15 protein-coding genes are annotated in these 16,668 nt (G+C 71.9%); 5 read left to right on the plus strand and 10 right to left on the minus strand.

The genetic code is table 11. The annotated features are described in order from the left end of the window. Positions 1–206 precede the first annotated feature (206 nt). Complete coding sequence (locus tag KALB_RS36530) at positions 207–860, plus strand: ACT domain-containing protein (RefSeq protein ID WP_025360629.1); 654 nt, start codon at positions 207–209, stop codon at positions 858–860. Positions 861–1,166: 306 nt separating this feature from the next. On the opposite strand, the gene KALB_RS36535 is transcribed toward KALB_RS36530, so the two are convergent. Then, a complete protein-coding gene (locus KALB_RS36535; protein WP_025360630.1) occupies positions 1,167–1,877 on the minus strand; it encodes a 3-keto-5-aminohexanoate cleavage protein in 711 nt (236 codons plus the stop codon). 229 nt (positions 1,878–2,106) lie between these two features. Here KALB_RS36535 and KALB_RS47940 point away from each other — a divergent pair, with 229 nt between their 5' ends. After that, positions 2,107–2,544: a hypothetical protein gene (locus KALB_RS47940; RefSeq protein ID WP_025360631.1), complete on the plus strand. Its 438-nt coding sequence runs from the start codon at positions 2,107–2,109 to the stop codon at positions 2,542–2,544. A 591-nt stretch (positions 2,545–3,135) separates the two neighbouring features. On the opposite strand, the gene ligA is transcribed toward KALB_RS47940, so the two are convergent. The 3 genes from ligA to KALB_RS36555 form a co-directional block, all read right to left on the minus strand. Beyond that, positions 3,136–5,259, minus strand: a complete 2,124-nt coding sequence (gene ligA / locus KALB_RS36545; RefSeq protein ID WP_025360632.1) for an NAD-dependent DNA ligase LigA — start codon at positions 5,257–5,259, stop codon at positions 3,136–3,138. Between the two features lie 30 nt (positions 5,260–5,289). Next, positions 5,290–6,030: a hypothetical protein gene (locus tag KALB_RS36550; RefSeq protein WP_025360633.1), complete on the minus strand. Its 741-nt coding sequence runs from the start codon at positions 6,028–6,030 to the stop codon at positions 5,290–5,292. Between the two features lie 87 nt (positions 6,031–6,117). Further along, positions 6,118–7,011 (minus strand): LysR family transcriptional regulator, encoded by an 894-nt coding sequence (locus KALB_RS36555; protein ID WP_025360634.1) that lies wholly within the window; start codon positions 7,009–7,011, stop codon positions 6,118–6,120. Positions 7,012–7,081: 70 nt separating this feature from the next. On the opposite strand from KALB_RS36555, the gene KALB_RS36560 reads away from it, so the two are divergent. Beyond that, on the plus strand, positions 7,082–7,951 hold the full coding sequence (locus KALB_RS36560) for a YeiH family protein (protein ID WP_268872231.1): 870 nt from the start codon (positions 7,082–7,084) through the stop codon (positions 7,949–7,951). A 264-nt stretch (positions 7,952–8,215) separates the two neighbouring features. Here the strand turns inward: KALB_RS36560 and KALB_RS36565 are convergent, their stop codons facing one another. The 3 genes from KALB_RS36565 to KALB_RS36575 form a co-directional block, all read right to left on the minus strand. Then, on the minus strand, positions 8,216–9,109 hold the full coding sequence (locus KALB_RS36565) for a serine hydrolase (protein ID WP_158510876.1): 894 nt from the start codon (positions 9,107–9,109) through the stop codon (positions 8,216–8,218). A 155-nt stretch (positions 9,110–9,264) separates the two neighbouring features. Next, positions 9,265–11,118, minus strand: a complete 1,854-nt coding sequence (locus KALB_RS36570) for a glycoside hydrolase family 9 protein (RefSeq protein ID WP_025360637.1) — start codon at positions 11,116–11,118, stop codon at positions 9,265–9,267. 84 nt (positions 11,119–11,202) lie between these two features. Continuing rightward, a complete protein-coding gene (locus KALB_RS36575) occupies positions 11,203–12,240 on the minus strand; it encodes a methionine synthase (RefSeq protein ID WP_025360638.1) in 1,038 nt (345 codons plus the stop codon). Between the two features lie 239 nt (positions 12,241–12,479). Here KALB_RS36575 and KALB_RS36580 point away from each other — a divergent pair, with 239 nt between their 5' ends. Together KALB_RS36580 and KALB_RS36585 are read left to right on the plus strand one after the other, a co-directional pair. Continuing rightward, the gene (locus KALB_RS36580) at positions 12,480–13,223 is read left to right on the plus strand and encodes a 3D domain-containing protein (RefSeq protein WP_025360639.1); all 744 of its coding nucleotides are present in this window, start codon (positions 12,480–12,482) and stop codon (positions 13,221–13,223) included. 12 nt (positions 13,224–13,235) lie between these two features. Next, complete coding sequence (locus KALB_RS36585; protein WP_025360640.1) at positions 13,236–14,570, plus strand: glycoside hydrolase family 18 protein; 1,335 nt, start codon at positions 13,236–13,238, stop codon at positions 14,568–14,570. Here the strand turns inward: KALB_RS36585 and KALB_RS36590 are convergent. Genes KALB_RS36590 through KALB_RS36600 form a run of 3 tightly spaced genes read right to left on the minus strand, consistent with a single transcriptional unit; the run spans position 14,560 to position 16,546 of the window. Next, positions 14,560–14,940, minus strand: a complete 381-nt coding sequence (locus KALB_RS36590) for a hypothetical protein (protein WP_025360641.1) — start codon at positions 14,938–14,940, stop codon at positions 14,560–14,562. The two genes, KALB_RS36585 and KALB_RS36590, sit on opposite strands and share 11 nt — an antisense overlap. 11 nt (positions 14,941–14,951) lie before the next feature. Next, complete coding sequence (locus KALB_RS36595; RefSeq protein WP_025360642.1) at positions 14,952–15,758, minus strand: heavy metal-binding domain-containing protein; 807 nt, start codon at positions 15,756–15,758, stop codon at positions 14,952–14,954. Then, complete coding sequence (locus KALB_RS36600; RefSeq protein WP_025360643.1) at positions 15,755–16,546, minus strand: heavy metal-binding domain-containing protein; 792 nt, start codon at positions 16,544–16,546, stop codon at positions 15,755–15,757. The genes KALB_RS36595 and KALB_RS36600 overlap by 4 nt, the downstream gene beginning before the upstream one ends. Between the last annotated feature and the right edge of the window lie 122 nt (positions 16,547–16,668).

The following is a 16,668-nucleotide window of genomic DNA, read 5'->3' on the forward strand; positions in this document are numbered from 1 at the left end:
GGGATGTGCGGGGACCGACCGAGTCTAGGACCCGCGTACGCCGAGGTCCGAACGGGTATCGGCGGGGCCGTGCGCGCGGGGCCGTGATTTTACCGTCCCGCAACGCGGACGGAGGATCGGAATGGTCACCCGGGTCTGCGAGAATCGGCGCCCGGCACGACCGCGCGGGCGGCGAGGTTCCGCGCACGAAGCAGGAGGCGCGCACCTTGTCCTTCCTGATCCGGGTCCAGCTCCCGGACCGTCCCGGCACCCTGGGCGCAGTGGCAACGGCGCTCGGCGAGATCGGGGCCGACATCCTCAGCGTGGACGTGGTGGAGCGGTCCCCGGGGGTCGCCATCGACGACCTCGTCGTGGAACTGCCCTCCGGCCGCCTGCCCGACGTGCTCATCACCGCCGCCGAGTCCATCGACGGGGTCGAGGTGGACGCCGTGCGCCCCTATGCCGGGGTGCTCAACACGCACCGCGAGCTGGAGCTGGTCGAGGAGGTCGCCGCCCAGCCACGTGCCGGGTTGCAGATCTTCACCGAGGGCGTGCCGCGCATCGTCCGCGCCGGCTGGGCCCTCGTGGTGACCCAGGACGCCAACGGGGTGCACCGGCTGGCCGCCTCCACCGCCGCGCCGGAGACCCGCTTGGACAGCCCGCCGTGGCTGCCGCTGCAGCGCGCGACGATCCTCGACGGCGAGGAGGGCTGGGTACCCGAGACCTGGCGCGAGCTGGGCACCGAACTGGCCGCGACCCCTCTGGGCAAGCCCGAGCGGGTGCTGCTGGTCGGCAGACCGGGCGGCCCGATGTTCCGCGCCGCCGAACTGGCCCGGCTCGCCCACCTGGCGGGAATCGTGGCCGTGGTGCTGCCCGACTGAGCCCGGGGCGCTCGCCCCTACCCATGAACATCCCCCGCCACTCCCAGGGGGGCGACCCCGGTACCAGTCTACCGCCCCACCCCGACAGTTGATCTTGCTGAAGATCGGGATGTGGACAACTCGGCGGGTGTGGACAGACGGGTGACGTGTCACGAAGGTGCCGTTCAGGGCGTTCAACGTCGCGAACGGCACCTTCATGACGACCCCACCGAGACGCGCTGCGAAAGGACCATTCGCTGCGCTCAGCGCAGTGAAAGCCACCTTCGCGGCGGCCGTGGCACGCTCACCGCGCCGTGAACGGCACCTTCAGGACATGCGCTGGGCGGTGGCGACGAGCGTGGCGTTGCCGGGGGCGGGGCGGCCGTCGGGCAGCAGCAGCGTGTCCTCGAGGCCGATCCGCGTGGCGAGGCCGAGCCGACGGGCGGCGGCGAGCACGGGCCACGCGGTGGCATCCTCACCGTGCAGCAGTACGGGCAAGTCGACCCAGTCGAGGGCCTGGAGCAGTGCGTGGGCCTCGTCGAGTGCCGCGGCGTCGGGCTGGACCTCGGCGAGGACACGCACGGCGGCTGGCGGCAGTCCACGCTGGCGGAGTTCCTGTGCCGCGGCGCAATGGAACACACCGAGTTCGACGGCGATCCCGGCGGTGTGCAGGGACTCGCACACCTCGTACCAGCCCGCCTCGTGCACGTTGACGGAGGCGATGTCGGGCCGCCCGGCGGCGAGGCAGCTCCAGCCCGCGACGAGTTCGGCGCGGCGCATGGGGTCGGGCGCGATCCACGCCGCGGTGGTCACGCCGATCTCGGCACCGGGCACGGCGGCGCGCACGACGGACACGGCGGTGGCCACCTCGGGGCCGGCGAGCACCTGGAGCCCGGCGGCGTCGCGCGGGTGGATGTGCAGCGCGAGCACGCCGAGTTCGGCCACGGCGGCGGCGTCGGCGGCGAGTTGCTGCGGGGTGATCGGCAGCGCGGGATGTGATCCGGCGGCACGGGCGCCGTTCAGACAAGCCTGCAGCATCGTGGGCCTCCAACCCTCATCACTGAACGTGCCCGATCACTGGGGGTCGAGCAACACGGCCACGCGGCGCAACACGATTGCTCAGTCGTGTAACAACGATTCATTCGATCGAGTTAAACGCCCTGTGATCTGCGACGGAACGGTTCGCAGAGCTTGGCCACCGCCCGGAACGTCCAGTACGTTCCGTAGTCAGCTGGGGACGCCCGGCGGTGACCACGAGGAGACCCGGATGCGCTGCCACCGCAAGTCGGTGCACCCCGAGGCCGCGTTGGCCGTCTCGGCGGGCATCACCGGAATCACCTTCGCCGCGGTGGTCGCGGTGATGGCCGTGCAGCACGCCTCAGACCAGGCGACCCAGGTCCGCAACGCGGGCCCGCTCCCGGCACCGCCCAAGCCGTCGACGACGACCACGGCCCCGCCGACCACCACCGTGCCTCCGCAGGCCGCGACCCCGCCGGTCGTGGTGATCACCAAGGAGGTCACGGTCACCCAGCAGGTCACCCCGCCGCCGAGCACCTCCGCGCGCTCCGTCCAGCCCAGGGAACTGCCCCCGCAGAACACCGGCACCAAGTCACCGCTGGCCCGGCAGATGCAGCAGATGTCGGAGTTCGTGCAGCAGTGGCCCAGCTTCGCCGGTGACGTGTTCGACACCTACACCGGTCGCTGAGAGCCCACTGCGGCGACGGCACGGCAGAGCACCGCGTAGGGCACCACACACACGGTCCACAACAGGGCGCTGCCCTGCTAGGCCCAGTGACTGCACGGCGGACACACCGAGGGGCATGACCCAGTCCGAGGTCTGCGGCAGGCGCGCTGCGCGGGCGATCAGCGGGCAGGCGGCCGTGGTGCCGCACACGGAGCACTCCCCGTTGACGGGCAACAGGAAACACGGGCAGCACCAGCACGAGCCACAGCCAGCGCGGCAAGCCGTCCGGCAGGCAGACGAGCAGGCGCCCGACCAGGGCCGAGGCGAGCAGGGCCGCGGTGACCGCCAACAGCGTGGCGCACCAGATCCACGGCGTTGGCGGACCGCGCCAGGCGCGCACCCGTGTGGTTAGCAGCTGCACCGCGCCCACGGCCTGCCAGGCGGCCAGGGCGAGCACCCGCGCAGCGGGTGATCACCCAGCCGCCAGCACAGCCAGAAAGCTGGGCACAGCCGCGGCGAGCGCGCTGGTGAACACCTGCACCGGCGCCAACCCGACCGCACAGCAGGCCGAGACCAGCAGGAGGAGGGCACCGGCCAGGGCGGATGGAACCGCTACGCGTCAGCGGCGGCCTCCTCCCCCACGGTGGCGACCTCAGCCGCGGCCTCCGGTCCCTGTTCGAGCAGCACACGGAAGCCGTCCTCGTCGAGCACGGGCACCTTGAGCTGCACGGCCTTGTCGTACTTGGACCCCGGCGCATCACCGACCACCACGAACGAGGTCTTCTTGGACACCGAGCCGACCGCCTTGCCGCCGCGGACCATGATCGCTTCCTTGGCCTCGTCCCGGGACAGGCTGGGCAGGGTGCCGGTCACCACGATGGACAGGCCCTCCAGGGTGCGCGGGGTGGAATCGTCGCGCTCCTCCGCCATCCGCACCCCGGCGGCCCGCCACTTCTCCACGATCTCGCGGCGCCACTCCCACTCGAACCACTCGCGCACGGCCGCCGCGATGGTGGGGCCGACCCCCTCGGCCGCGGCGAGTTCCTCCTCGCTGGCCTCGAAGACCCGGTCCAAGGACTCGAACTCGCGGGCCAGGGCCTGGGCCGCGGTCGGCCCGACGTGCCGGATGGACAGGGCCACGATCACGCGCCACAGCGGGCGCTGCTTGGCGGTGTCCAGGTTCGCCAGCAGCTTGGCCCCGTTGGCCGAGAGCTTGTAGCCCCGCTCGGACTTCTTGTCCTGGGCGCGGAACAGCTCGGTACCCAGCAGCTTGTCCTCGTCCAGGTCGAACACGTCGCCCTCGTCCACCAGGGCGTGCGACTCCAGCAGGGCGGTGGCCGCCTCGTAACCGAGCACCTCGATGTCCAGCCCGTTGCGGCTGGCCAGGTGGAACAGCCGCTCCCGCAGCTGCGCGGGACAGCTCTGCGTGTTCGGGCAGCGGATGTCGGCGTCGCCCTCCTTCTCGTAGCGCAGCTCGGTGCCGCACTCGGGGCAGTCCACCGGCATGACGAACTCGCGCTCCTGCCCGGTGCGCGCCTCCACCACCGGACCGAGCACCTCGGGGATGACGTCACCGGCCTTGCGCAGCACGATGCGGTCCCCGATCAGCACGCCCTTGCGCTTGACCTCGAAGGCGTTGTGCAGGGTGGCCCTGGCCACGGTGGACCCGGCCACCTTGACCGGCTCCGTCACCGCGAAGGGGGTCACCCGACCGGTGCGGCCGACACCCACCTGGATGTCCAGCAAGGTGGTCGTGGCCTCTTCGGGCGGGTACTTGTACGCGATGGCCCAGCGCGGGGCCCGCGAGGTGGACCCGAGGCGGCGCTGCAACGGCACCTCGTCCACCTTGACCACGATGCCGTCGATCTCGTGCTCGGCGTCGTGCCGGTGCTCGCCCCAGTACTCGATGTGCGCGAGCACCTCATCCACAGTGGACAACAGCTTGGTGTGCGCGGACACCGGCAGCCCCCACGCGGCCAGCGCCCGGTACGCCTCGGACTGCCGCTGCGGCTCGAAGCCCTCCCGCTTGCCCAGGCCGTGGCTGATGAACCGCAGCGGGCGGCTCGCCGTCACCTTGGGGTCCTTCTGCCGCAGCGAGCCCGCGGCCGAGTTGCGCGGGTTGGCGAAGGGCGGCTTGCCCGCCTCGACCAGCCCGGCGTTGAGCTCGGCGAAGTCCTCCACCCGGAAGAACACCTCGCCGCGCACCTCGACCAGCGCGGGCACCGGGAACTCCTCGGTGCCCGTCAGCCGCTCCGGGATGTCCCGCAGGGTGCGCACGTTCAGTGTGACGTCCTCACCGGTGCGGCCGTCGCCCCTGGTCAGCGCCCTGGTGAGCTTGCCGTCGGTGTAGAGCAGGTTCAGCGCGAGGCCGTCGATCTTCAGCTCGCACAGGAAGTGGCCCTGGTCGCCGATCTCCTTGTCCACCCGCTCCGCCCACGCGCGGAACTCGTCCGGGTCGAAGGCGTTGTCCAGGCTGAGCAGGCGCTCCAGGTGGTCGTGCGCGGTGAACTCGGTGGAGAAGGTGCCGCCAACCTGCTGCGTGGGCGACTCGGGCGTGACCAGTTCGGGGTAGCGCTCCTCCATCTCCTGCAACTCGCGCAGCAGCACGTCGAACTCGCCGTCGGTGATGGTCGGCGAGTCCAGCACGTAGTAGCGGAACTGGTGGCCCCTGATCTCCTCCGCGAGCGTCCCATGGCGCTCCCGGACCTCGTTGGGCACGTCTTCGTTGCTGGTCACGGGGGCAGATTAACGCCCACCACCGACAAGTCAGGCCGAGTCGGTGTGCTCGATTGGGTTGCCGTCGGCGTCCTGCCCCGCCAGGCCGCGGACCAGGGTGCGCAACTCCAGCAAGGTGATGGCTGCGTCCGGCGCGCTGACGGCGGTCTCCACCCGGCGCAGCCGTTCGGCCGCGAGCCGTTCGCCGAGGGTGGCGTCCAGGGGGAGGAAGGTCATCGCGGTACGGGCCTCGTCGGTGAGCTGGGACAGGCCGGGGTGGTGCACGGCCACGTCCACCACGCCCGCGTCGGCGTCGACCTGGGCGACCACGCGCACGTCGGCCAGGCGCAGGCGGTGCTCCCCGATGTTGACGGTGACCTCGGTCGGGTCCGGCACGGGCGGTACCGAGTCGTGGTACTCCCAGATCAGGTCCTCGGGCGGGGCGGCGGCCCGCCAGGCGTCGGTGTAGGGCCGCAGGTCCGAGCGCTCCTGCCCGGTGACCACCAGCGCGTACACGGCGCGCTGCCCGCGTTCCACGGAGAAGTGCAGCTCCGGGTGGATCGCGGCGACCTCCTCGCAGAGCAGGTGCTCGATGCGTTTGGGCTCGCTGTCGCCCAGGGCCGAGTTGATCTGCGGCAGCTGGTCCTGCCAGCGCTGCCAGAACCGTTCCACGAGCGCGACGGGGTCCGCCGATGCCGGTTCGAGCCACTCCGCGACCTGCTCGGAATCCGGCTCGACGGCCTCAGCCCTGTCGTGCTCGACGCGGCGACGTCGCCACGGGAACCACTTCATCCCTCCATTGTCCGCCACTGCGCGGGATTGGCGAGGGGGTGGGTGCGTTCGGGGCAGTTAATACCGCCGTTTGCCGCTTGTCCACGACTATCGGCGCGGTCTGGTAGCCACCGCGAGCAGCTCGGCGGCCGGTCCGACCAGCCGCCGACCGCCGGGCCAGGCCGCACGAAGGCGCCTGCGCAGGTCGATGCCGGGTACCTCGACCGGCACCAGGCGGCCCTCGGCGAGGTCGGTGGCCACGGCCAGTTCGCTGAGCACGGCCGGTCCGGCCCCGGCGATCACCGCACCGCGCACGGCGGTGGTGGAGCCCAGTTCCAGCAACGGTTCGGCGCGCGCGGTGACCCTGCGCAGCGCGCGATCCAGGGTCTCGCGGGTGCCCGAGCCGGGTTCGCGCACCACCAGCGGGGTGGCGGCCAGTTCCCCGGCGTCCACCGGGCGTCGGCGCCGTGCCCACGGGTGCTCGGGCAGCACCACGACCACCAGCCGGTCCACCGCCACCACCCGGCTGGCCAGCTCGCGCGGCACGGTCGGCGACTCCACGAAGCCCAGGTCCACCTCCCCGCGGCGCAGCAGGTCGAGCACCGCGTCCGAGTTGGCCACCCGCAGCCCCACGTGCAGCTCCGGCCGCGACCGGCGCAACTCCCCCAGCCAGCCCGGCGCCAGGTGCTCGGCCACGGTGAGGCTGGCCGCCACCCGCAACTGTGCGTCCTGGCGCTCGCGCAGGGCCTGTGCCCCGGTGAGCAGGCCGTCCACCTCGTGCAGCACCCGGCGGGCCCAGTCGGTGACGACCTGCCCCGGCTCGGTGAGGGTGGACCCGCGCCGGGTGCGGTCCACCAGCGCCAGGCCGAGCCTGCGCTCCAGGGTCGCCAGCCGCTTGCTCGCCGAGGGCTGCGCGATGCCCAGTTCCTCCGCGGCCCGGCCCAGGCTGCCCAGTTCGGCCACGAGCACGAGCAGCCGCAACGAGTCCAGGTCGGGAGTCATAGCCCCAGGGTATGACCCGGTGCCCGGTTGACCGCTACCGCCACGCGGGCCGCGGGCGCAGGCTCTCGGCGTGGGAATCCTGATGGTGGCGGTGCTCGTGGGCGTGGTGGTCGGCAACCTGCCGGTCCTGCCCTCCTCGGTACGGCCTGTGCTGTCGTTGTGGACCAAGCGCCTGCTGCGGGCCGGGGTGGTGCTCGTCGGCCTGCAACTGGCCGTGCCACAGGTGCTCGCGCTGGGGGCGGGCACCGTGCTGGCGGTCGTCGTCACGGTCGCGGTGACCTTCTTCGGCACGCTCGCACTGGGCCGCCTGTTCGGTGTGTCGCGCGGGCTGTCCATGCTGGTCGCCACCGGGTTCTCGATCTGCGGCGCGTCCGCGATCGCCGCCGCCGAGGGCGTGGTCGAGTCCGAGGAGGACGAGGTCGCCACGGCGGTCGCGCTGGTCACGGTGTTCGGCAGCCTCACGATGCTGACCCTGCCGCTGCTCGCCGACGGGCTGGCGCTGGGCCGGTGGTCGGGGCTGACCGTGCAGGAGGTCGCACAGGTCGTGGTCGCCGCCTCACCGGCAGGGGCCGCCGCCGTGGGCACGGCCGTGGCGATCAAGCTCAGCCGGGTCGTGCTCCTGGCTCCGGTCGTCGCGGGCATGGGCGTCTGGCGGCGGGCCGCCAACTCCACCGGTGAGCGGCCGCCGCTCGTGCCGGTGTTCGTCCTCGGGTTCCTGGCCATGGTGGTGCTGCGCAGCCTGGACGTGCTGCCCGCGTGGGCGCTGGACCTGGCCAAGGACGGCAGCACCTGGCTGCTGGCGGGCGCGTTGTTCGGGCTCGGTTGCGCGGTCCGCCTGCGGGCGATGGCCAAGACCGGGCTGCGGGCGCTGCTGCTCGGCGCGGCGTCCACGGTGCTGGTGGTCGGCACGGGGTGGGTGAGCCTGGCGGTGCTGGGCTGAGCGCAGCGTGCGGCGTGGGGTGCAGGCGGCGCGTGTCGGCGCTTCGCGGGCGGCGTGTCGGCGCTTCCTGCACGGTGTGTTCGCGCTTCGCGGGCGGTGTGTCGGCGCTCCGCGGGCGGTTTCCCAGTTCGTGGGAGGCCGCACGGCGGGCGCGAACACGGCGTACCGCTGGCGCCGACACGCGGTACCGGACGCGCCGACACGCGGGGTTCAGGCGTCACCACGCGGGACTCGCGCGCCGGTGAGCGGGACTCGCCGTCGGCGTCACAGGAAGGGCTTGACGGCGGCTTTGGCGGCGGCGGAGACCTGGGCTATGCCCGTGTCCTCGTCGGGTTGCGAGCCGGACAGCACGGCGATCAGGAACGTGTGCCCCCCGCTGACGACCTGGCCGATGCTGTTCACGGCCCACAGGTCGTTGTCGGCGTCCACGGGCAGCCAGCCGTTCTTCAGCACCGGCGTCGTCCCGCGGTCAGCCGCCGCGGACACGCCCCACACCTGGTCCGGCTCGATGTTGCTCATCAGGCCGATCGCGTAGGAACGGGCCGCCTGCGACAACGGTGAGCGGCTGGTCGTCAGCGCGGTCAGCAACTGCAACTGGTCGCCGACCGTGGTGGTGGTCAGCCCCCAGTAGTCGTCGGCGCCGGGATCGGTGGCGGTGAGCCCGAACCTGGTGTTGGCGGCCCGCATGCCCGCCTCGCTGCCCGCCTCGTCCCACAGCGCGGTGGCCGAGTCGTTGTCGCTGTTCTCGATCATCTGCTGGGCGGCCTGCTGCTGGCCCGAGGTCAGCGAGATGCCCTGCTGCTGGGTCTGCAACAGCAGCACCGCGAGGATGTCGGCCTTGACGATGCTGGCCGTGGTGAAGCTCTGCTTGCCGTTGTAGCTGGCGGAGGTGCCGGTGCTCACGTCCAGTACGCCCACCGAGAGCTGGCCGGTGAGGTTGGCCAGCACGGGGGCCAGCGCCTCGGCGAGCGCGTCGTCCGGGGACTTGGCCGGGCCGCCGCTGGACGTGGCGGGCGGTGGCGTGGCGGTGGTGGTCGTGGTGCGGGTGGCCCGGCTGACCGCGCTGGGCGTGGCGGACACGGCGACCGGTTGGCCGTGCACCTGCGCGGTGTAGCCGGCGCCGATGGTGAGCCCTGCCACCACGGCGCCGACCGACATCGCGCACAGCACACCGACAACGCGCGACCGAGTCCAGGTTCCGCCAGCTCTCAAGGCCATGACGACCAGGTTCGGTCACGCACCTGCGGGGAAGCTGAAGGTCGAGGTGCGAGATTCCTAAGTTTTCCCTGTACGGATTGCCAGGTTGGCGGTGATCAGGCCTTTCCCGCGGTCAGGCTCATCGCCAGCGCGGCCGTGGAGGTGAAGTCCAGCGCGGGCTCCGAACTCTGCCAGGTGCGGACGTCGTCCATGTACCGCGAGCTGCTGGAGTCGTACTGCTTGAACGAGGACACCCCGCAGGACTTGCCGCCCTCGGGCAGGTCGTCGATCTTCTTGAACGAACCGGCTCCGTTGGGGCCGTTGACCACGGCGCCGACGACCACCTTGCCGCCGCCGTCCAGGCTGCCCGCCAGGTTGGCGACCTGGTGCTGCATGCAGTGCGGGAAGGTGCTGCCCACGCCGACGACCAGCGAGGTGCCCCAGGCGTTGGAGCCCAGGGTGAAGTCGCGCTGCTGGGTGGCGAAGGCGTCGTAGTCGTGCGAACCGGTCAGCGAACGGTAGAGCAGGGCCGTTGCCACGTAACCGAAGCTGTGGCTGGCGACGTCGAAGTCGGTGACCGAGGCCCCGGTGCGGAACGGGCTGCGCGCGGACTCGGCGACCCCGTCCTGGAGCTGGCGCTTGAGGTCGGCGAGCAGCTGCGCCTCGGTGACGTCGATCTTCACCTGAGCGGAACCGCGGATGAGCCTGACCAGGTCCGCGTGGGCCAGCGCGCTGGTGTCGTACACGTTGAGCGTGCCCTTGTCGCCGCCGCCGAGGTAGGACTTGGCCCACTTGCCCGCGTCCTGGGTCCACCCGGCGGCCCGGCTGTCACCGAGCGCGCGACCGGCCAGCGCCAACTCCGCGGCGCCCAGCTCCAGGTCGTCCAGGTGGGAGGACTCGGGGTAGTAGCTGTGCGGGTACGCGGAGACGAGCGAGCCGCCCGAGGTGTTGGCCTTGCCGTACACCGCGGCGGCCGTGGCCAGGTACCTCGTGGCGGTGGCACGGTCGCTGGCGGCCAGGTTCTGCGCCGCGACGGCGAAGGCCGCGGCCACCCGGCCCGCCAGGTTGGGGCTGATCGACTGGCCGGGGTTGTTGGCGCGGAACACCGGGCGGTACTTCACGTAGTACTGGCTGTCCCCCGGCTTGACGTTGAGCGCGTCGTCGGCCTCGGGCAGCCGCCACACGTCGTGGTCCCCGACGAAATCGCCCTTGCTGCCGCCGTTGCCGACGCCGACCTGGGCGTAGAGCACGCCCTTGTCCCCGTCCCACATCTTCTCGAGCCAGTCCAGGCCGTAGCGGGACTCGGCGGCCAGCGCGGCGCTGGGGTTGCTGCGCTGGGACAGCAGCAGGTTGGTCACCGCGTAGGAGGTGGTCTCGGTGAACTTGAGGTAGTCGCCAGCGTCGAACCAGCCGCCGGAGACGTCGACCGGGCCGCCGGACTTCTTGAGCTTGCTGGTGATCGCGTCGTCGGAGTTGAAGGTCGGCGTGTCGTAGACGTCGGCCTTCTTGTCGGCGAGGTGGCTGGGCTTGCGGCCGAGCGCGCCGGGGATCACCTCCGATCCGTCGCGCTGCGCCTGGAAGAACCGCACCACGGCGTCGGCGACCGGCCCGAACAGGGCGGTGGCGCTGTCCACGCGGAACGCGGGCGAACTCGTGCCGCCGACCTTGACCTGGTACGTGCCCGCGGTGCGCAGCGCGCTGAGGTCGATCGGGTAGACGGCCGAGTAGGCGGTGCTCCACTTGCCGGTGCTGGCGCCGAGCTTGCCGGTCAGCGCCGTCTTCCCGGACTGGTCGACCACGGTGAACGCGGCACCGGCCGAGGAGCTGGTGCCCATCAGGTAAGCGGTCTTGGCTTCGTCGGTGGCGTACCCGACCTGGTCCACGCGGATCTGCGTGGCCGTGGCGGCCGTGGCGGGCACGCCGATCGCCGTCGTCGCCAGCACGGCGACGAGCACGGGTGTGAGGCGCATGGGTTCCTCCGGTGCAGGGGCCGGCGGCGGTTGGAGCCCAATTAGTTAAGTTTGTTTCCTTAACCTAGCAGCCTGTGACTCGGCTCACCAGCCCTCCGGCGGCTCCACGAACGCCTTGCCCAGGTCGCGCACCAGGGCCAGGGACCGGCGCACCCACGCGTGGCTCGCCCCGGCCAGCCCGCAGGACGGGGTGGGCACGGCGCGCGCGGCCAGCAGGGCGCGATCGAACCCGAGCCGGTCCACCAGGTCCAGCGCGGGCTGGGCCGCGGCCCGCAGCTCCAGCGGGGTCTCCGGGGCGATACCGGGGACCAGGCCCAGCAGCAGGGTGGCGCCGGAGTCCCAGGTCTCGCCGATCTCGTCCCACACCGAGGTGGGCGCCCCGTGCAGCGCGGTCAGGTCGAAGGCGATGCCCTCCGCACCGGCCCCGCGGATCAGCGAGAACGGCGGGCGGTTCGCGCAGCAGTGCACCAGCACCGGCTGGCCGGTGGCGGTCCGCGCGGCCTCGATCACCGAGCCGAGCAGGTCGCGGGCCTCCGGCTCGGGCACGGCGGGCACCATGCCCAGCTTGGACGGGGTGGGCAGCAACCCGCTGAGCACCGCGGGCAGCGCGGGCTCGTCCAGTTGCACGACCACGCGGGCGCCGGTGCGCTTGGCGACCTCGGCGGCGTGCCCGGCCAGGCCCTCGGACAGCGAGGCCGCGAACTCGCGCAGGGCTCCACGGTCGGTCAGCACGCGGTGGCCCCTGGCGAGCTCGACCTGGGAGGCCAGGGTCCACGGCCCCGCGGCCTGCACCTTGACCACCTCGGGCCGCACCCCGGCGCGCTCCACGGCCTCCTCGAAGGCGTCCAGGTCGAACCTGAGCAGGTCCACCGCCCGCCGGTGGTCGCGGCCGGGCCGCGCGCTCACCCGGTAGCCCGAGGGCACCACCTCCACGGCCAGTTCCACCAGCAGGCCCGCGGTGCGCCCGATCAGGTCGGCGCCGACCCCGCGCGCGGGCAGTTCGGGCAGGTGCGGCAACTCGGGGAGCTCGCCGACGACCACGCGGGCCGCCTCGCCGGGGTCGGTGCCGGGCAGCGAGCCGATGCCGGTCGCGGCGGTGGCCGTCCAGGGTGTGTTCTGCACGTCGGACAGTGTGTCCTGCCGGTGTGCACAGCACCCAAAAAGGTCTAGACCCATTGACTGTGTGGTCTAGGCCACTTACCGTTTGGGGGCACGCGTGAACCCAACGGGAACTTCCCCGCGTAGAGCGGAGCGTCGCTCGATGCGGGCGGCAGCGTGGTGTGGGGGCGTGACGCGCCCTCGCCCCCACACCACAGACTGCCCCGCAACTCTGTGCCCCCTGCCGCAGAGAGGTCGACCCCATGCGTTCTGCACCCGTGCTGCTCGCCTGTGCACTGGCCGTCACCGGACTGACCGTGACCGCCCAGCCCGCGCACGCGGCCACCTTCCCCGCCTGCCAGCACTTCTACCCCGGCCCCATCCCGGACAGGCCGGTCACCGGGGGCACGGCACCGGGCAGCCTCACGCCCCCGGTCTCGGTCGACACCCGGCTGCCCGCGCCCGGCGGGGTGTCCGGCGGGGTCAGCGGCTCCTCGGTGGTGTTCACCTTCAACCGGGTGCCCGGGGCGGTGGCCTACCGGGCCTTCCGCAACGGGCAGGCCCTGCAGTGGATCAGCGACTGGGGCCAGCCCACGCTGACCGTCACCGACGCCAATCCCTGTGCGGACGCCAACTACCAGCTGTACGCGATGAGCGAGGCCAGCGGCTCGGAGCCCTCGATCGGCCAGGTCTCCACCGCGTACCGGGTGGGCGGTTCCGGGCAACTCGCGCCGTACGCGCTGGCCAAGGGCAGCACCCTGACCTACCGGGTCACCTCGTACAACGACAGCGGCCAGACCGCGCTGGGCTACCACGCCGGTCCGGGCTTCTGTGCGGTGGACGTGCGCAACATCCCCTGGGGCACCAGGTTCTTCGTGCCCGGCTACGGAAACTGCTACGCAGCCGACATCGGCAGCTGGATCAAGGACGACATCGTCGACGTGTGGCTGCCCGGCACGCAGGCCGACAGCTGGGGCATCCAGCGTCAGACACTCGTGGTCGAGTAAAGGAGCTTCACCATGTCCGCCAAGCGTTTGCTGGTGGCCGGTCTCGCCGCAGTTCCGGTGGCCGCGCTGTTCACCCTGTCCGGGATGGCCGGTGCGGACACCTCGCCGACGGCCGCCTTCAGCACCGACTCCACCTGGGGCAGCGGCTACCAGGCCAGGTACACCGTCAGCGCGGGCTCCTCGGCGCTGAGCAGCTGGAAGGTGGAGTTCGACCTGCCCAGCGGCACCAGCCTGGGGTCCTACTGGGACGCGCAGGACTCCCCCAGCGGCAACCACCACGTGTTCACCAACCGCGAGTACAACGGCGGGGTCGCGGCCGGGGCGAGCGCCTCGTTCGGCTTCCTGGTCAACGGTTCCGGCCAGCCCGCCAACTGCAAGCTCAACGGCCAGCCCTGCGGCGGCGGCGCCCCGCCGACCAGCACCACGACGACCCCGCCCAGCACGACCACGACAACGACAACAACGTCCCCGCCGACCGGGACGGGCGCGCGGTTCTCCCCGTACATCGACATCACCTACGCGAGCCCAACCCTGGCCGAGGTGGCCAGGGCCACCGGCCAGAAGAACTTCAACCTGGCCTTCGCGCTGGGCGACAGCACCGGCTGCAACCCGTCCTGGGGCGGCACGATCCCGCTCACCGACAGCCGGGTCCTCGGCGAGGTCAACGACCTGCGCGCGCTGGGCGGCAGCGTCACGGTGTCCACCGGCGGGGCGGCCGGGCCGTACCTGGAGAACGTGTGCGGCTCGGTGGACGCGCTCACCAACGCGTACCTGAAGTCCCTGGACGCCGTGGGCAGCAACAGCCTGGACGTGGACATCGAGGCCTCCATCCCGACGGCCACGGTCAACCAGGCGCTGCTCAACGTGCAGAAGGCCCGCGGCACCACGATCAGCTACACGCTGCGGGTGCAGGGCCAGGACTACGGGGTCGACCCGTTCTCCGTGTCGGTGTTGCAGGACGCGGCATCGCGCGGGCTGAACGTGCTGGTCAACCCGATGGTGATGGACTTCGGCTACACCGGGGGCTGGGGCGACGCGATCATCAGCGCCGCCAACGCCACCCTGGGCCAGCTGAAGACGATCTGGCCCGGCAAGTCCGATGCCGATCTGAAGTCCATGCTGGGGCTCACCCCGATGATCGGCGTGAACGACAGCGGCATGGTCACCACGCAGGCCGTGGCCCAGCAGGTGCTCAGCTACGCGCAGAGCAACCACATCGGACGGCTCGCGTTCTGGTCGGTTGGCCGGGACAACGGCGGGTGCAGCGGTGGCGTCTCACCGACCTGCTCGGGCATCCAGCAGGGCCTGTACGAGTTCACCAACCTGTTCAAGTCCTTCACTGGTTGAGCAGGCGGCCGAGCGCGGCGCTGGCAGCGGCGTCGCGCTCGGCGAGCCCGGTCAACTCGGCCGCGAGCAGCTCCAGCCACTGCTCCACGGTCACGGCCCTGCGGCTGATCACCACCCCGCGGACCACCTGGTGCGCCTCGGCCTCCACCCCGCCGCGCTTGCCCGCGCGCAGCTCCAGCAGCCGGTCCTGGCCGTGCACGCGCACCGCCACCGGCTCACCGCCCCGGCCGAACAGGCCGCGCCTGCGTTCCACCTCGACCATTCCCGGCGGCAGGGCGTCACCGAGCACGTGGGAGAGCACCCGCGCGTAGGACTCGACATCGGCCCGGTCGGCCCGCAGCGCGGCCACCACCAGGTGGGTGTCCCACATGTGCGTCCCCCTCAGTCCGTCAGCGGCAGCACGAGCTGCGGCTTGGCGATGGTGTGGTCCTCGCGCAGCGGCCGGATCGCCGTGCCGATCGCGAAGAACTCCGTGGTGTGCCCGCCCCAGTTGTGCGGCAGGGACAGCAGTTGCACGCCCACGATGCCCTCGGCGGCCAGCTGCTCGGCCTCGGCCTGCATGCGGCTCATGGCCAGCTCCCGCGCGTCGTAGAGGGCCTCGGTGAACTGCGGGATCTCCACGTTCTGCCCGATGTTGCCGATCGCCTGCCAGAACCGCTGGTGCGCCACGTGGTACACGCAGGTGCCCATCACCATGCCCAGCGGGGCGTAACCGGACTGGATCAGCGTCCAGAAGTCCTGCCCGCTCAGGTCCGAGGTGAACGGTTTGCCCGTGTTGTTGCGCCACTGGCCGGGTTCGTCCGCCTTGACCGCCGTGCCCACCGCGATGAACTCGGCCAGGTCGTTGCCGAACTGCTTGAAGTCGATCTCCAGGCGGACGCCCACGATGCCGTCGGCGCCGAGCACCTCGGCCTCGGCCTCCATGCGGGTCATGGCCAGCTCCCTGGCGTGGTACATCGCCTGGGAGAGCACCTCCAGCTCCTGGTTGCGGTTCCACCGGCCCAGTTGGAAGCCCACGTGGTAGATGCTCGACCCGAGCACCAGGCCCAGCGGCCGGAACCCCGCCTCGCGCACGAGCAGGAACTCGTTGACGCTCAGGTCCGAGGTGAACAGGCTGCCCTGCTGGCCGGGGCGCATGTGCGACAACCGGTTCAGCGCGTCCTGCGGGATGCCTTGTGGGGTGCTCATCGGCGGTTCCTGTTCTCTGTCAGCGGCATGACGGTCAGCGCACCGGTCGGTGCCCTGCGCGCCCCCGGGTCGTGGACGATGGTGGTGCCGAACGCGGTGGCCATCGCGAAGACCACCGCCTCCTGGTAGGCCCAGCTGTCCACGCTGAGGGCGCCGACGATCGCGCCCTCGGCGTGTCCGCTGTGGACGGCGGCGTCCAGTTCGGCCCGCGCCCTGGACCGCACGCGGGTGATCAGCCTGGTGAACACGGGGATCTCGTTGTTGCCCGCGAACGGGGTCATCCGCGAGCGGGTCGTGTAGTCCACCTGCACGGCGTCCACCGCCACGGCGACCGCCACGTCCACCGGGCGCCAGCCGCCGTGCAGCAGCTTGGCCACGTCGGTACCGGACAACTCGGTCGTGAACAGGTGCCCGGTCGGCGGCCACGGGGCGTGCACCGCCGTGCCCAGCACCACGAACTCGGTCGCGAACCCGCCCACCGGCTTGGTCTGGATCCGCACGCCGACCACCCCGTGCGCCCCGATGCCGCGCGCCTCCACCCGCATCCGGTCCAGGGCCACCCGGTAGCCGCGGCGGATGCCGCGCTCGTAGCCAGCGGCGTCGTAGTAGCGCACCTGCTGGCCCTGCACCACGCAGCCCATCACCTCGCCGACCGGCGTGAGGTCCACTCCGCGCAGGCCCGCGGCCGCCGGGGTGGACAGCAGCGAGGTGCGCAGCCCCGAGGCGGCCGCCCTGCGGATGCGCTCGGCGGCGACCGGTGGCAGGCCCTGCCCGTCCCATTCGGCCACGGCGCCTCCTCTCCCCCGTCCATCGTGGCACTGCTCGCCGTGACAGCAACGTGATGCGCGGCGCGGGGTGTCGAGGCAATCGGGCAGACAGGACGACCCCGGCGATCACCCGGTACGCCCCA

This window comes from Kutzneria viridogrisea DSM 43870, assembly GCF_000525635.1.
Taxonomy (GTDB): Bacteria; Actinomycetota; Actinomycetes; order Mycobacteriales; family Pseudonocardiaceae; genus Kutzneria; species Kutzneria viridogrisea.

What these genes read in the sequence shown, in the direction of transcription:
- KALB_RS36535 (WP_025360630.1), bottom strand. Translation starts at nt 1,877, where the DNA reads ATGCTGCAGGCTTGTCTGAACGGCGCCCGTGCCGCCGGATCACATCCC.
- KALB_RS47940 (WP_025360631.1), top strand. Translation starts at nt 2,107, where the DNA reads ATGCGCTGCCACCGCAAGTCGGTGCACCCCGAGGCCGCGTTGGCCGTC.
- KALB_RS36550 (WP_025360633.1), bottom strand. Translation starts at nt 6,030, where the DNA reads ATGAAGTGGTTCCCGTGGCGACGTCGCCGCGTCGAGCACGACAGGGCT.
- KALB_RS36555 (WP_025360634.1), bottom strand. Translation starts at nt 7,011, where the DNA reads ATGACTCCCGACCTGGACTCGTTGCGGCTGCTCGTGCTCGTGGCCGAA.
- KALB_RS36565 (WP_158510876.1), bottom strand. Translation starts at nt 9,109, where the DNA reads ATGTCGGTCGGCGCCGTGGTGGCAGGGCTCACCATCGGCGCCGGCTAC.
- KALB_RS36570 (WP_025360637.1), bottom strand. Translation starts at nt 11,118, where the DNA reads ATGCGCCTCACACCCGTGCTCGTCGCCGTGCTGGCGACGACGGCGATC.
- KALB_RS36580 (WP_025360639.1), top strand. Translation starts at nt 12,480, where the DNA reads ATGCGTTCTGCACCCGTGCTGCTCGCCTGTGCACTGGCCGTCACCGGA.
- KALB_RS36585 (WP_025360640.1), top strand. Translation starts at nt 13,236, where the DNA reads ATGTCCGCCAAGCGTTTGCTGGTGGCCGGTCTCGCCGCAGTTCCGGTG.
- KALB_RS36590 (WP_025360641.1), bottom strand. Translation starts at nt 14,940, where the DNA reads ATGTGGGACACCCACCTGGTGGTGGCCGCGCTGCGGGCCGACCGGGCC.
- KALB_RS36595 (WP_025360642.1), bottom strand. Translation starts at nt 15,758, where the DNA reads ATGAGCACCCCACAAGGCATCCCGCAGGACGCGCTGAACCGGTTGTCG.